Source organism: Lentzea miocenica, from assembly GCF_033949945.1.
In the GTDB taxonomy this organism is placed as follows: domain Bacteria; phylum Actinomycetota; class Actinomycetes; order Mycobacteriales; family Pseudonocardiaceae; genus Lentzea; species Lentzea miocenica.
The window spans coordinates 128,614-142,328 of record NZ_JAXAVW010000027.1; the positions used below are offsets into that span (position 1 = coordinate 128,614).

Sequence of the window (13,715 nt, forward strand, 5' to 3'; positions counted from 1 at the left end):
TGGTTTCGGCTGGCGGGGGTGGGGGCGGGGCCGGGTTCGTCACGGCTGGGGGTGGGGTGGCGGTTTTCTTCGGCTGTTGGGTGCTTGGCGTTGAGCTGCTTGGGCTGCTCGACGGGGCGCTGGTGGAGGCGGAGGGGCTTTCGGTTGAGCTTTGGGTCGATCTCGGGGTGGACGTGGTCCAGCTGGATTCGGGCGTTCTGCTCAGCGGATCGTCGTCGGCCACGCCGTGGATCGCCATTCCCACCAGCACTCCGAGCAACGCGGACCCGAGCACGGCGGAACCACCCGCGGCCCACAGTGCGCGCACAGCAGTTCTCCTCACATGCTCACGGTTGGAAGTCGGGCGATCACGCTCAGATTACCGGGTACTCCGGTCGCAGGAGAACGCTCACCTGCTTGCCTTATCGGCTCCTTGATGGCCCCGGTTGAGTGATCGCCGTCACTGATCTGTTATCCGGGCGAGTACCAAACTGGCCCCGGAAAGGCCTGCCACCAGCACGGTTCCGGTCAGATGCCACGTCGGAGCGTCACCCGAGCAGGTGAACACCTCGGTGAAGCGTTCTGAGGAGCAGGTGACGAACGGGACCGAGGAGAGGGCGATGGAGGACGCTGCTACGCCGCCCAGTAGGGCGGAGCCGAACGTGCGCATGAGGGGGAACGCGGCGTTGGCTGTGCCTACTGCTGCGATGGCGAACAGCAGTGGCACTGGTCTGGGGAACAGGCCGGTCAGCGCGCAGCCGATCATCAGGACGCCGAGCACGGCCTGGCCGATCCTCGCCTGTGTCGCCACGGCAGGGACCCTAACAACTCCGTAAGCTCTTTTCGGTCCGGTTTGGGCCAGTATTTTCGGTATGCCGCATCGCCGATTCCTGATCCCCGTCGCAGTCGTGCTGGTTGTCGCGCTCGGGGTCGGGTTGTACCTGTTCCAGCCGTGGCGACTGCTCACGGTCCGCGAAACGCACGACGCGCTGCTCGTGCCGCCTGCGCCTGTGTCGACGAGCGTGGAGACGACCGCTCAGGCCACTGCTCCGGCGCCGGTCGAGAAGCCGGCGGAAACCGCCAAAGAGGTGGCGTCGGGTGAGTGGCGGTCGCTTGAGCACGCGACCACGGGTAAGGCGAGCCTCATCAAACTGCCTGGTGGCGGGCATTCGGTCCAGTTCGCGGCACTGGACACCAGCGACGGGCCTGACCTGTACGTATATCTCTCGCCGCATGCGTCCAGCGCGTCGGAGAAAACCTTTGGTCAGGGATTCACCAGTCTTGGCAAGTTGAAGGGAAATCGTGGCGACCAGGTCTACGAGATTCCTGCCGGCGTGGACGTTTCGACCATTCGGAGTGTGGTGATCTGGTGTCAGCGCTTCTCGGCCGGCTTCGCCGTAGCACCCCTGGAACAAGCGTGAAACATCGCGGCGGACTTGCTCTGTTCACACTATTGACATTCTTGGTCTAGACCACATAACGTTATGTGAACGGACACAACATCGTCCCTTGCCGATGGGCGTGCGGAAGCCCTGTTGGCGAGGAGTACGGCTCACTGGGTGGGCCTTCACCGGCGGTGACGCGACTCCAACTCTCCCCGGAGCCGCGTCACCGCCGGTGGCGTTTTACTGTGGTTCGTGCACACCCGGACCGTGGCGATCCATTACGTGCGCGCGGCACTCCGCGCGTGCCCGTCGCCGTCTGACGTGCTCGGCGGTGCGGGTATTCCGGCCAGTCTTCTCGCCGACAACCGTGCGCGTGTCACGCCCGCGCAGTACACGAAGCTCATTCAGACGCTCTGGGAAGTTCTCGACGACGAGTTCATGGGGTTCGGTCCCCGGCCGTCGAAACGCGGCACGTTCGCGATGATGTGCCTGCTGGCCGTGCACTGCCCGGACCTCGAGTCGGCGCTGCGCCGCGGGCTCGCCTTCTACGCGCTCTTCGACGAGCCGCTGCACCTGTCGCTGGACGACGGCCGTTTCGAACTGGACGTGCCCGGCGACCCCGACCACTTCCTGACCGAGTCGCTCCTCGTGCTGTGGCACCGCTTCTCGTCGTGGCTGATCGGCCGTCGCATCCCGTTGCAGGAGGCCGGGTTCGCCTATCCCGAACCGGCGCACGCGGCCGAGTACCACCTGATCTTCGGCTGCCCGCTGAAGTTCGACGCGCGGGCCACCGCGATCGCGTTCGACCCGAAGTTCCTGCGCATGCCGGTCGTGCAGGACGAGGCGGGGCTGCGGAGGTTCCTGCGGCACTCGCCGGCGGAGTTGTTGTCGCGCCGGGACCACGGGGCGGACACGGCGGGGCACGTGCGGCGGTTGCTCGGGCGCGGGGTGACCGGGCTGGAGGCGGTGGCGGCTCAGCTGGGGGTGTCGGCGCCCACGTTGCGCAGGAGGCTCGCCGCGGAGGGGACGTCGTTCCGCGAGGTGCGCGAGCAGTTGCTGCGCGACCAGGCGGTGGCGTCGCTGGTGCGGGGCGGGGAGTCGGTGGAGGAGTTGGCGCTGCGCCTCGGGTTCTCCGAGGCGAGCGCCTTCCACCGGGCTTTCAAGCGGTGGACCGGGTCTTCGCCAGGTTCCTACCGCGCCTGACTCACCACTCCCAGGTGTCCCCGACGGCCACGGTGTCGGTGCTCGGCAGCAAGGTGTCGATCGAGGCCGGACCGGCCAGCGCCAGCATCGCGGCGGCAGCGGACACGACGGCAGTGAACAGTTTCTTCATGAAAAGAGAATGCGGCCGCCCTGGGGACGGCCGCAAGAACTCCAAAACGTCCTAAAACGTCAGAACTTGTCCCGCTCGCGCAGCGAGACCGGCGGGCGGAACCGCTCCCCGTAGGTGTCAGCGAGGTAGTCCGCGCGCTCGACGAACGCCTGCACGCCGTACGAGTTGATGAACTGCAGCGTGCCACCGCTCCACGGCGCGAAGCCGAACCCGAAGATCGAGCCGATGTTCGCGTCCGCCACCGACGTCAGCACACCTTCATCGAGGCACCGCACGGTCTCCAGTGCCTGCACGAACAGCAACCGGTCCCGAACGTCCTGTTCGGACACTCCGGCGTCGGCCTTCACGTACCGCGTCGCCAGCTCCGGCCACAGGAACTTCCTGCCGCCCTCGGGGTACTCGTAGAAGCCCGCGCCAGTGGACTTTCCGGCGCGCCCCAAGCCCACCATCTCGCGGATCAGGTCGTAGGCCGCGCTGTCCGAGACCAGCGACGGGTCGTCGGCGACCGTCTGGTCGTGGATCTTCAGTTGCAGCGACAGCGTGACCTCGTCCGAGACCGCCAACGGCCCGACGGCCATGCCGGACTTCTTCGCGACGTTCTCGATCAACGCCGGTGCGACGCCTTCGGCCAGCATCGAGATCGCCTCGATGACGTACGTGCCGAACGTCCGCGAGGTGTAGAAGCCGCGCGAGTCGTTGACCACGATCGGCGTCTTCCCGATCTGCCGCACGTAGTCGAGCGCCCGCTGCAACGTCTCCTCGGACGTCTTCTCGCCGCGGATGATCTCCACCAGCCGCATCTTCGGCACGGGGGAGAAGAAGTGCAGGCCGATGAACCGCTCGGCGTCCGGCACCGCCGTGGCGAGCCCGGTGATCGGCAGCGTCGAGGTGTTGGACGCGATCACCGCGTCCGGCAGCGCCTGGGACTCCGCGGCCCCCAGCACCTTGTTCTTCAGCTCGCGGTTCTCGAACACCGCCTCGATGATCAGGTCGCAGCCCGCGAGGTCGGAGTCGGAGTCGGTCGGCTTGACGCCTTCCAGGCCCCCAGCGCCTTTCTCGGCGGCTTCGAGGGTCACGTCCTTCAGGACGACCTCGATGCCGGCCTTCGCGGACACCTCGGCGATTCCAGCGCCCATCATGCCCGCGCCCAGCACGCCGAGCTTGGCGACGCGCTTGCCCGTCGACGACGCGCGGCCGTTGACCTCGTTGAGGTTGAACCAGAACGCGGTGATCATGTTCTTGGAAACCTGACCGGAGGCCAGTTCCACGAAGTAGCGGCCCTCGATCTTCAACGCCGTGTCGAAGTCGACGTAGGCACCTTCGACGGCGGTCGCCATGATCTTCTCCGGCGCCGGGTACACGCCGTGCGACTTCTTGCTCAGCACGGCGGGCGCCGCGGCGAGCAGTCCATAACTGTTGGGGTCGCCGAACTTCAGGTCCGGCACGCCCGCGCCCTGCACGTCCCACGGCTGCGTCGGTGCCGGGTTCGCCTTGATCCACGCGCGGGCCTCGGAGATCAGCTCCTCGCGCGTCTCCACGACCTGGTGCACGATTCCGGCCTGCAGCGCGCGTTCCGGCCGCAGCTGCTTGCCCTCCATGAGCAACGGCAACGCCTTCTGCACGCCCAGCAGCCGCACCATGCGCGTCACGCCACCGCCACCGGGCAGCAGGCCCAGCGTGGCTTCGGGCAGGCCGACGCGGATGCTGTTGTCGTTCAACACGATCCGGCGGTGTGAGGCCAGTGCGATCTCGAAACCGCCACCCAGTGCGGAGCCGTTGATGGCCGCCACGACCGGCTTGCCGAGCTTCTCCAGGCGGCGCAGCTGGGACTTGAGCTCCTCGACGCCTTCCAGCGCCTGCGAGGCGTTCTCCGGCATGATCGCGATCAGCACGTTCAGGTCGCCGCCGGCGAAGAACGTCTTCTTGGCGGACGTGATGATCACACCGGTGATGTCGTCACCCTCGAGCTTGCTGACGGCGTCGCCCATCAGCTCCTGGTACTCGGTGTTCATCACGTTGGCGGAGCCGGACATGTCCATCGTCAGGGTGACGATGCCGTCTGAGTCCTTGTCGTAGTGGAAAGGCATCTCAGACCCTCTCGATGATCGTCGCGATACCCATGCCGCCGCCCACGCACAACGTGGCCAGGCCGCGGCGCAGGTCCCGGCGCTCCAGCTCGTCCAGCAGCGTGCCGAGGATCATGCAGCCGGTCGCGCCGAGGGGGTGGCCGAGCGCGATCGCGCCGCCGTTGACGTTGACCTTGTCCTCGGGGATGTCCATGTCCCGCAGGAACTTCAGCACGACCGACGAGAACGCCTCGTTGACCTCGAACAGGTCGATGTCCTCGACCGAGAGCCCCGCCTTGTCCAGCGCCTTGCGCGCGGACGGCGCCGGTCCGGTCAGCATGATCGTCGGCTCGGTGCCCACGACCGCGACGGACACGATCCGGGCGCGTGGCGTCAGTCCGAGAGCCTTCCCCGCTGCCGCCGACCCGATCAGCATCGCCGCGGCGCCGTCGACGATCTGCGACGAGTTGCCCGGCGTGTGCACGTGGTTGATGCGTTCGACGGTGGGGTAGCGGTCGATCGCCACGGTGTCGTAACCGAGGTCGCCGTGGAACTGGAAGCTCGGCTTCAACCGGCCCAGGGACTCCACAGTGGACTCGGGACGGATCGTCTCGTCCTCCTTGAGCACCACCGTGCCGTTCTGGTCGATCACCGGCACCACGGAACGCTCGAACCGGCCGTCCTTCTGCGCCTCGAACGCGCGGACGTGTGACCGGGCGGCCCACGCGTCGACGTCCGTGCGGGAGAAGCCTTCGAGGGTTGCGATCAGGTCCGCGGACACGCCCTGCGGTACGAACGACAGGTCGAAGTTCGTCGCGGGGTCGATCGCCCACGCGCCACCGTCGGAGCCCATCGGCACGCGCGACATCGACTCGACGCCACCCGCCACCACCAGGTCCTCGAACCCGGAGGCGACCTTGGCCGCCGCGAGGTTCACCGACTCGAGGCCGGACGCGCAGAACCGGTTGAGCTGCACCCCGGCCGGCCGCTGGTCCCAGCCCGCGGCCAGGACCGCGGTGCGGGCGATGTCGCCGCCCTGCTCGCCGAGCGGTGACACCACGCCGAACACGACGTCGTCCACCGCGGAGGTGTCGAGGGAGTTGCGTTCGGACAGCGCGCGCAGCACCCCGGCGGCGAGAGCGACGGGCTTGACGCTGTGCAGCGACCCGCGCTTCCCCTTGCCGCGCGGCGTGCGCACCGCGTCGAAGATCAAGGCTTCGCTCATGGCACCCACGCTAGGCCCGCTGTCTCGAGCTGGCCATGACCGTGAAGGGTGACCGATTAGCTCACCACGAACTCCATGTGCTCCGGTTCGAACGCGTCGACGAACCCGAGCCGCTCGTAGAGCCGCCGAGCGGGCAGGTTGTCGTCGTACACGCGCAGCCGGACGAGCTTCCAGCCTTCCGCCGCCGCCCACGCCAGCACCTCGCGGACCAGCGCCTCCCCGAGCCCGCGGCCGCGGTGCGACGAACTCACCCACATCGAGTAGAGGTAGAGGCCCTGCGGCTCCGGCGCGCCCGCCACGAGTCCGACCGGCTCGTCGTCGAGAGCCACCAGCCGCACGCCCTCGACCAGCTTGGACCGCCAGTCCAACTCGCTGTACTCCTCCTCGCGGGCGAGCGTCGAGCCGAACTCCTCCGGGTCGCTGGCCAGCGCTTCCAGCCGGATGTCCCGCCACAGCCGCCACTCGTCCGGCGTGACCTGGTGGATCTGCATGCAGAGCAGTCTGGCTGACGGGGTGGGAATTTCGCTCAGTTTTTCGGGTGACGGCCTGGCGCGCCGGTCATGGCGTGGTTCACCGCCCGGTGGTTTCGTGAACGCATGGCAGAGCGTCGATCGCGGTGGATGGACAGCGACCTGGACCAGTTGCGCCAGCTCGCCCGCACGTTCATGGAGAAGGAGGTCGCGCCGCACCAGGAACGCTTCGCCGAGCAGAAGCAGGTCGACCGCGACCTGTGGCGCCGCGCGGGTGACGTCGGGCTGCTGTGCCTGAGCATCCCCGAGGAGTACGGGGGCGGTGGCGGCACGTTCGCACACGAGGCCGTGTTGTTGGAGGAGCAGGCACGCGCGGGCGACAGCTCGTGGGGCAACAGCGTGCACAGCGGCATCGTCGCCCACTACCTCAACTCGTACGGCTCCGAAGACCAGAAGCAGCGCTGGCTGCCCAAGCTCGCGTCCGGCGAGTACGTCGGCGCGATCGCGATGACCGAACCCGGCGCGGGCTCCGACCTGCAGGGCATCCGCACGAAGGCGATCAGGGACGGCGACGAGTACGTCATCAACGGCTCGAAGACGTTCATCACGAACGGCGTGCACGCCGACCTGGTGATCGTGGTCGCCAAGACCGACCCCGCCCAGGGCGCGCAGGGCATCTCGCTGATCGTCGTGGAGAACGACATCCGGCGCGGCCGTGTGCTCGACAAGGTCGGCATGAAGGGGCAGGACACCGCGGAGCTGTTCTTCGACGACGTCCGGGTGCCCGCCGCGAACCTGCTGGGCGACCAGGAGGGCCTCGGGTTCGTCCAGCTCATGCACCAGCTGCCGCAGGAACGCCTGATCATCGGCGTGTGCTCGATCGCGGGCATCGAGGCGGCCGTCGACGTGACGCTGAAGTACGTGAAGGAGCGCACGGCGTTCGGCAAGGAGCTGATGAAGTTCCAGAACACCCGCTTCAAGCTCGCCGAGTGCGCCACCGAGGCGGCCGTGACCAGGGCGTTCATCGACGAGTGCATCGAGAAGCATCTGCGTGGCGAGCTGGACATCCCGACCGCGGCGATGGCCAAGTGGTGGGCCAGCGACCGGCTGGGCAAGGTCGTCGACGAGTGCGTGCAGCTCTTCGGCGGCTACGGCTACATGAACGAGTACCCGATCGCACGTGCCTGGTCCGACGCCCGCGTGCAGCGGATCTTCGGCGGCACGAACGAGATCATGAAGGAAATCATCGCGAGGTCCCTGTGACGGGGCCGCTGGCAGGACTGCGCGTCGTCGAACTGGCGGGGCTCGCGCCCGCGCCGTTCGGCTGCATGGTGCTCGCGGACCTCGGGGCGGACGTCATCCAGGTGCACAAACCCGGCAGCCACCCGACGGTCCCCGGCGACTTCCTGACCCGCAACCGGCGCTCGATCGCCATCGACACCCGCAGGCCGGAAGGCGCCGAACTGGTGCTGGGGCTGGTCGAACGCTCGGACGTGCTGGTCGAGGGCTTCCGGCCGGGCGTGACCGAGCGGCTGGGCATCGGTCCTGCGCAGTGCCTCGCTCGCAACCCGCGCCTTGTATATGGACGCATGACCGGCTGGGGCCAGGACGGGCCGCTGGCTCAGCGCGCCGGTCACGACATCAACTACATCGCCGTGGCGGGTGCCCTGGACCCCGTCGGACGTGCTGGTGGGCCGCCGGTGTTCCCGGTGAACTTCCTCGGCGACTTCGGCGGGGGAGGGCTGCTGCTGGCCCTGGGCGTGCTCGCCGCCTTGTACGAACGCGAGCGCTCCGGACGTGGCCAGGTCGTCGACGCGGCCATGGTCGACGGGGCGGCGCTGCTCACGACGTTCCTGCACGGGATGAAGTCCGCGGGCATGTGGCAGGGCGGGCGCGGCGAGAACATGCTCGACGGTGGAGTGCCGTTCTACGACGTCTACAAGGCCGCGGACGGGCGGTACGTGGCTCTGGGCGCGTTGGAGGAGAAGTTCTACGCCGACCTGGTGGGCGTGCTGGGCCTGGAGGACGCGCCGTCGCGCAACGACCCGGCCAACTGGCCTGAGCTGCGGGAACGCATCGCGGCGGCGGTGAAGACCCGGACCCGGGACGAGTGGGCGGACCTCGCGCGGGACACGGACGCGTGCCTGGCACCGGTTCTGACCCCTGCCGAGGCGGCGCGCCATCCGTACAACGCGGCGCGTGCCTCGTTCGTGGACGTCGAGGGGGCCTTGCACCCGGCGCCGGCGCCCCGGTTCGACCGGACCCCGACGACGGTTCCGGCGCCCCCGGTAACGGCTGGGGTGAACACCGCGGAAGTGCTTGCCGACATGGGTGTGGCGGAGGCCCAAATTATGGAACTGCGGCGGGCAGGAGTAATTGGATGAATGCTCGCGTGCGTATTAATGGAGACACGACGGCGTGACAGAACGTGATGTCGGTGGTCCGGCATCCGGGTGAGGCCCGGTGCAACAGTCTCTGGTCCAAGCTGTGGGATGCGAGGGAGTCCGTGTTCACCTCGTGCCCAGGACATCGGCGCAGTTGAGGCCCCTCTTTAGCCGCCATTCGGGTGACATTGGCCGTCGTGCAGGCGTGCGCCGCTGGTGGATCCTAGGACCAGTTGGGCGTGGTCGTTGTTCATCGCAAGGGTGAATGAGGGACCATGACGGGTGACACGGGCGGTCCGCCGCCTGACCGGTGAGCGACATGGACGGAGAGGTACCTGTGAACCTCAAGAAGGTGCTAGTGCTGGCGGGCGTCGCGCTGGTGCTGTTCCTCCTGATCACCCAGCCCGAGCAGTCCGCTTCGGCGGTGCAGCAGGTCCTCGGCTGGCTGCGTCAGGGCGCGGAGTCGATCATCACCTTCATCAGGAGCCTCTTCGGGACGGCAACCCCGATCAGCTAGTGACCCTGGGTGATCCTTGGCCGGCCACGTTGAGCCGGATGGGTGGAAAGAGGCCAATCACGCACTGGTAACGGGTGTTCTGGGGATTCAGGGTCTGGCGATTGTCAGACCTACCGAATACCTTCCGCTGCAATGGCCGATCCCCGACCGACGAGGAGGCACATATGGTCGAGGACTCCGGGGTCCACGAGCTGTTGCAGCAGTGGGCGGCTGAACGGTCTGATGACGCAGAGATGCAGGAGGTGAACCGGATCAAGAACGCATGGCTCGCTGAGGCTCCCCCCTCGGCGCCTGGCATCCCCGCACAGCGGGGAAGCAGGGGCGGGTCGTCGCGTGGCTTGGTCAAGGTCGACTCGGCGGATCCGGCCTACGTGGCCGCGATGCGCAAGCGGGCGCCGGAGGCACCCGAGGCACTGCTCGCCGCCGCGGCGAGCTACTGGCAGCTGGTTGGCGACGTCGCAGAGGCCGAGCAGTGGTGGGACGCGGGCATCAGCCCGTTGGACCAGCGCGCGCTCGACTACCGCGCGGCGGGCCTGTCTCCTGCTGACCTCGGGCGGCGCCTGGGACCGATGACGGTTCTCCAGCACCTTCGCCGCGGTTCCGCCGCGGCCTGGTGTGTTGCTCGTCTGCAGAGGCAGCGCCGGGACGGCGTGGCATAGGTAGGGAACGGGCTGTCGGAGGCGGCAGCCCTGTATCCAAGTAGTGTGGAGGCCGTGCGCGGCCTCCTTACTCCCCAACGAGTGTTGATCGGGCTCGGCTGCCTGGTCGCACTGATCGCCTGTTGCGGGCTCGCGTGGTGGCAGTGGCAGCGCTTCGAGTCCGCCAGCGGCACGTTCCAGAACCTCGGCTACGTGCTCCAGTGGCCGCTCTTCGGCCTCTTCCCGGCCTTCATGGTGTGGCGTTTCCGCCGTTTGGCGCGCCAGAACCGTGACGCGGATCTCGCAGCCGAGCCGGTTGCGGCCGCTCCCAGGCCAGTGGCTACCGTTGACGCCGTCAAACCCGCGCCTGTCGAGTACCTCGACGACGAAGAAGACGCGGAGCTCGCGGCCTACAACCGCATGCTCGCGAACCTCAACGCGCGGGACGGTCGTTGAGCGAAGGCGGGCAGATGAAGGGTGCGTTGACCCGGTTCAGGGTCATGGCTTACGTGGTCGGAGTCTTCCTGCTGCTCCTGGTCGTGGCGATGGTGCTCAAGTACGCCGCGGACATGGACGGCGCGATGAAGGTCGTCGGCCCGATCCACGGCTTCCTCTACGCCATCTACCTGGTGTTTTCCGTCGACCTGGCGCTGAAGCTGCGCTGGTCGATCAAGGGCACCGCGCTCGTGCTGCTCGCCGGCACCATCCCGTTCCTGTCGTTCTGGGCGGAGCGCAAGGTGGTCGAGAAGACTGCGCAGGGCGTGCCGCTGTGACGTTTGGCCTGCTAGCGTCTGGGGCTGACAACTGAACACGGCCGTCGATGTCGCGCGGGAGAGCCTCCTTCAGCGGAGGCGCCGAAGGAGCAACTCCTCCCCGGAATCTCTCAGGTACAGGTACCGCACGACGAAGGCAACTCTGGAAAGCAGGCTGCTCGGCAGCCTCGCCCACGGTGCAAGTCGCGCTGCGCGCGGCGAAGCTCTCAGGCTCATGACAGAGGGGGAGGCTCGCTCTAGTGAGGAGTCTCCGATGGACCGTGTCATTCTTCTGATGCCTCAGCCGGCCGCGTCCGGCTCTTCGGCGCACCCTGGAGGAGCGTTCTGATGTCCCGCCTCACGCCTCTGAACGCCGAGCACGAGCAGCTCGGCGCGATGTTCACCGACTTCGCGGGCTGGCGGATGCCGCTGCGCTACTCCAGCGAGCTCGCCGAGCACCACGCCGTGCGCACCACCGCGGGCCTGTTCGATCTCACGCACATGGGTGAGATCGTCCTGACCGGACCGCAGGCCGGCGAGGCGCTCGACTACGCGCTGGTCGGCCACATCTCCGCGCTGGCCGTCGGCAAGGCCCGCTACACGATGATCACCCAGGCCGACGGCGGCGTGATCGACGACCTGATCGTGTACCGCCTGGGCGACCAGGAGTTCATGGTCGTCGCGAACGCCTCCAACGCCCTCGTCGTCGCCGAGGCCCTCGTCGAGCGCGCCGCCGGTTTCGACGTCGAGGTCGCGGACAAGTCGACCGACTACGCGCTGATCGCGATCCAGGGCCCGAAGTCGGTCGAGATCCTGTCCGGGCTGACCGAGACCGACCTGTCCACGGTCAAGTACTACGCCTCGTACCCGTCCACCGTCGCCGGCGTCGACGCGCTGCTCGCACGCACCGGTTACACGGGCGAGGAGGGCTTCGAGCTCTTCGTGGCTCCGGCCGACGCGCCCGCTGTCTGGGCCGCGCTGCTTTCCGCGGGTGAGTCGCACGAGCTCAAGCCGTGCGGACTCGGCTGCCGCGACACGTTGCGTCTCGAAGCCGGAATGCCGTTGTACGGCAACGAACTCACGACCTCCCTCACGCCGTATCACGCCGGTCTGGGCCGCGTCGTGAAGCTCGAGAAGCCGGGCGACTTCGTGGGCCGCGACGCGCTGGCGAAGGTGGCGGAGTCCGATGTGGACTCGGTACTGGTAGGACTGAAGACCCCCGAGCGCCGCGCCCCGCGCCACGGCTACGCGGTGCTCAACGGCGACGAGGTCGTCGGTGAGGTCACCTCGGGCGCCCTGTCCCCGACGCTGGGCTACTCGGTCGCCATGGCCTACGTGTCCAGGGCGAGCGCCGAGCCCGGCACCCCACTGCTGGTCGACGTCCGCGGCAAGAAGCAGCCGGTCGAGGTCGTCGCACTTCCGTTCTACAAGCGCGCCAAGTAGGGAGATCTTCCAGATGTCCGACCAGTTCAACGCCTCCCTCGCGGAGTACGACCCCGAGGTCGCCGAGGCCGTTGCCGCCGAGCTGGCGCGCCAGCAGGGCACCCTCGAGATGATCGCCTCGGAGAACTTCACGCCCGTCTCGGTGCTCCAGGCACAGGGCTCGGTGCTGACCAACAAGTACGCCGAGGGCTACCCCGGCCGCCGCTACTACGGCGGCTGCGAGCACGTGGACGTCGTCGAGCGCCTGGCCATCGAACGCATCAAGTCGCTCTTCGGCGCCGGCTTCGCCAACGTCCAGCCGCACTCGGGCGCGCAGGCCAACGCCGCCGCGATGTTCGCGCTGCTCCAGCCGGGCGACACGATCCTGGGCCTGGACCTGGCGCACGGCGGCCACCTGACCCACGGCATGCGCATCAACTTCTCCGGCAAGCTCTACAACGTCGTGCCGTACCACGTGTCCGACGATGACGGCCGCGTCGACATGGCCGAGGTCGAGCGCCTGGCCGCGGAGCACCGTCCCAAGCTGATCGTCGCCGGGTGGTCCGCCTACCCGCGTCAGCTGGACTTCGCCGAGTTCCGCCGGATCGCGGACTCGGTCGACGCCTACCTGATGGTCGACATGGCGCACTTCGCCGGGCTCGTGGCCGCGGGGCTGCACCCGTCTCCGGTGCCGCACGCGCACGTCACGACCACGACGACGCACAAGACCCTTGGTGGGCCTCGTGGTGGCGTGATCCTGTCGAACGAGGCGGACATCGCCAAGAAGATCAACTCGGCGGTGTTCCCGGGGCAGCAGGGCGGTCCGCTGGAGCACGTGATCGCGGCCAAGGCGGTGGCGTTCAAGCACGCGGCTTCACCGGAGTTCGCTGACCGGCAGCGTCGCACCCTTGAAGGGGCGCGGATTCTGGCTGAGCGGCTGTCGCAGGCGGATGTTGCGGAGGCTGGGGTGAAGGTGCTGACTGGGGGCACTGACGTGCACCTGGTGCTGGTGGACCTGGTTTCGTCCGAGTTGGACGGTAAGCAGGCTGAGGACGTGTTGCACCAGATCGGGATCACCGTGAACCGCAACGCTGTGCCGAACGACCCTCGTCCGCCGATGGTCACTTCGGGGCTGCGGATCGGGACGCCGGCGTTGGCTACTCGCGGGTTTGGCGAGGTGGACTTCGCTGAGGTTGCTGATGTTATTGCGGAGGCGTTGAAGCCTGGGGCTGCGGTTGAGGAGCTGCGGGGGCGGGTTGAGGTGCTGGCCGCGAAGCACCCGTTGTACTCGACGCTCTGAGGTAGTCGGCGTTCTGAGCGGTTTTGAGCGTTTCTGATCTTGTCGGACCCCCTGAGTAGCGTTTGGGCTCAGGGGGTCTTCCTTTTGGGGGGACGCCTGCGTCAGCGTGTGGGTCGTGTTGGGTGGCGCGACTTTCGCGGGTGGTTGCGTTGCGTTGGGCGGAGGCGCGTTGCGTAGGTGGTTGCGTTTGGGTGGTGGGCTCCCCCGTCTAGCGCACCTGAGCGAGCCGCGCGAGGGGAGGGGT

General features: G+C 67.9%; 15 protein-coding genes and 2 riboswitches. Of the genes, 10 read left to right on the forward strand and 5 right to left on the reverse strand.

What is annotated here, in order from left to right; all coding sequences use genetic code 11:
* Positions 1 to 439: 439 nt before the first annotated feature.
* Positions 440 to 790, reverse strand: coding sequence for a hypothetical protein (locus SK803_RS30245; protein ID WP_319969539.1), 351 nt, complete (start codon positions 788 to 790; stop codon positions 440 to 442).
* 61 nt (positions 791 to 851) lie between these two features.
* On the opposite strand from SK803_RS30245, the gene SK803_RS30250 reads away from it, so the two are divergent.
* Positions 852 to 1,400, forward strand: coding sequence for a DM13 domain-containing protein (locus tag SK803_RS30250; RefSeq protein WP_319969540.1), 549 nt, complete (start codon positions 852 to 854; stop codon positions 1,398 to 1,400).
* 216 nt (positions 1,401 to 1,616) lie between these two features.
* A complete protein-coding gene (locus tag SK803_RS30255) occupies positions 1,617 to 2,567 on the forward strand; it encodes an AraC family transcriptional regulator (RefSeq protein WP_319969541.1) in 951 nt (316 codons plus the stop codon).
* A gap of 1 nt (position 2,568) precedes the next feature.
* On the opposite strand, the gene SK803_RS30260 is transcribed toward SK803_RS30255, so the two are convergent.
* From SK803_RS30260 to SK803_RS30275, 4 genes are read right to left on the reverse strand one after another with little or no spacing between them, the layout of a single operon-like run.
* On the reverse strand, positions 2,569 to 2,697 hold the full coding sequence (locus SK803_RS30260; protein WP_319969542.1) for a hypothetical protein: 129 nt from the start codon (positions 2,695 to 2,697) through the stop codon (positions 2,569 to 2,571).
* 59 nt (positions 2,698 to 2,756) lie between these two features.
* Positions 2,757 to 4,784, reverse strand: coding sequence for a 3-hydroxyacyl-CoA dehydrogenase NAD-binding domain-containing protein (locus SK803_RS30265; protein ID WP_319969543.1), 2,028 nt, complete (start codon positions 4,782 to 4,784; stop codon positions 2,757 to 2,759).
* Between the two features lies 1 nt (position 4,785).
* A complete protein-coding gene (locus SK803_RS30270; protein ID WP_319969544.1) occupies positions 4,786 to 5,988 on the reverse strand; it encodes an acetyl-CoA C-acetyltransferase in 1,203 nt (400 codons plus the stop codon).
* Between the two features lie 56 nt (positions 5,989 to 6,044).
* On the reverse strand, positions 6,045 to 6,479 hold the full coding sequence (locus tag SK803_RS30275; RefSeq protein WP_319969545.1) for a GNAT family N-acetyltransferase: 435 nt from the start codon (positions 6,477 to 6,479) through the stop codon (positions 6,045 to 6,047).
* A 105-nt stretch (positions 6,480 to 6,584) separates the two neighbouring features.
* Here SK803_RS30275 and SK803_RS30280 point away from each other — a divergent pair, with 105 nt between their 5' ends.
* The 8 genes from SK803_RS30280 to glyA all read left to right on the forward strand — a co-directional run bounded on the left by SK803_RS30280 (position 6,585) and on the right by glyA (position 13,471).
* Positions 6,585 to 7,721, forward strand: a complete 1,137-nt coding sequence (locus SK803_RS30280) for an acyl-CoA dehydrogenase family protein (RefSeq protein ID WP_319969546.1) — start codon at positions 6,585 to 6,587, stop codon at positions 7,719 to 7,721.
* Positions 7,718 to 8,842, forward strand: coding sequence for a CaiB/BaiF CoA transferase family protein (locus tag SK803_RS30285; protein WP_319969547.1), 1,125 nt, complete (start codon positions 7,718 to 7,720; stop codon positions 8,840 to 8,842). The genes SK803_RS30280 and SK803_RS30285 overlap by 4 nt, the downstream gene beginning before the upstream one ends.
* A gap of 337 nt (positions 8,843 to 9,179) precedes the next feature.
* Positions 9,180 to 9,359: a hypothetical protein gene (locus tag SK803_RS30290; protein ID WP_406601601.1), complete on the forward strand. Its 180-nt coding sequence runs from the start codon at positions 9,180 to 9,182 to the stop codon at positions 9,357 to 9,359.
* A gap of 164 nt (positions 9,360 to 9,523) precedes the next feature.
* Positions 9,524 to 10,018 (forward strand): helix-turn-helix transcriptional regulator, encoded by a 495-nt coding sequence (locus SK803_RS30295; RefSeq protein WP_319969549.1) that lies wholly within the window; start codon positions 9,524 to 9,526, stop codon positions 10,016 to 10,018.
* Between the two features lie 54 nt (positions 10,019 to 10,072).
* Positions 10,073 to 10,453 (forward strand): hypothetical protein, encoded by a 381-nt coding sequence (locus tag SK803_RS30300; protein ID WP_319969551.1) that lies wholly within the window; start codon positions 10,073 to 10,075, stop codon positions 10,451 to 10,453.
* Positions 10,454 to 10,467: 14 nt separating this feature from the next.
* Positions 10,468 to 10,770, forward strand: coding sequence for a DUF3817 domain-containing protein (locus SK803_RS30305; protein WP_319969552.1), 303 nt, complete (start codon positions 10,468 to 10,470; stop codon positions 10,768 to 10,770).
* Positions 10,771 to 10,815: 45 nt separating this feature from the next.
* A riboswitch (glycine riboswitch) is annotated at positions 10,816 to 10,906 on the forward strand.
* 1 nt (position 10,907) lies between these two features.
* Positions 10,908 to 10,998, forward strand: a riboswitch (glycine riboswitch).
* 99 nt (positions 10,999 to 11,097) lie between these two features.
* The gene (gcvT, locus tag SK803_RS30310) at positions 11,098 to 12,192 is read left to right on the forward strand and encodes a glycine cleavage system aminomethyltransferase GcvT (protein ID WP_319969553.1); all 1,095 of its coding nucleotides are present in this window, start codon (positions 11,098 to 11,100) and stop codon (positions 12,190 to 12,192) included.
* A 13-nt stretch (positions 12,193 to 12,205) separates the two neighbouring features.
* On the forward strand, positions 12,206 to 13,471 hold the full coding sequence (gene glyA, locus SK803_RS30315; RefSeq protein WP_319969554.1) for a serine hydroxymethyltransferase: 1,266 nt from the start codon (positions 12,206 to 12,208) through the stop codon (positions 13,469 to 13,471).
* The last annotated feature ends 244 nt before the right edge of the window (positions 13,472 to 13,715 follow it).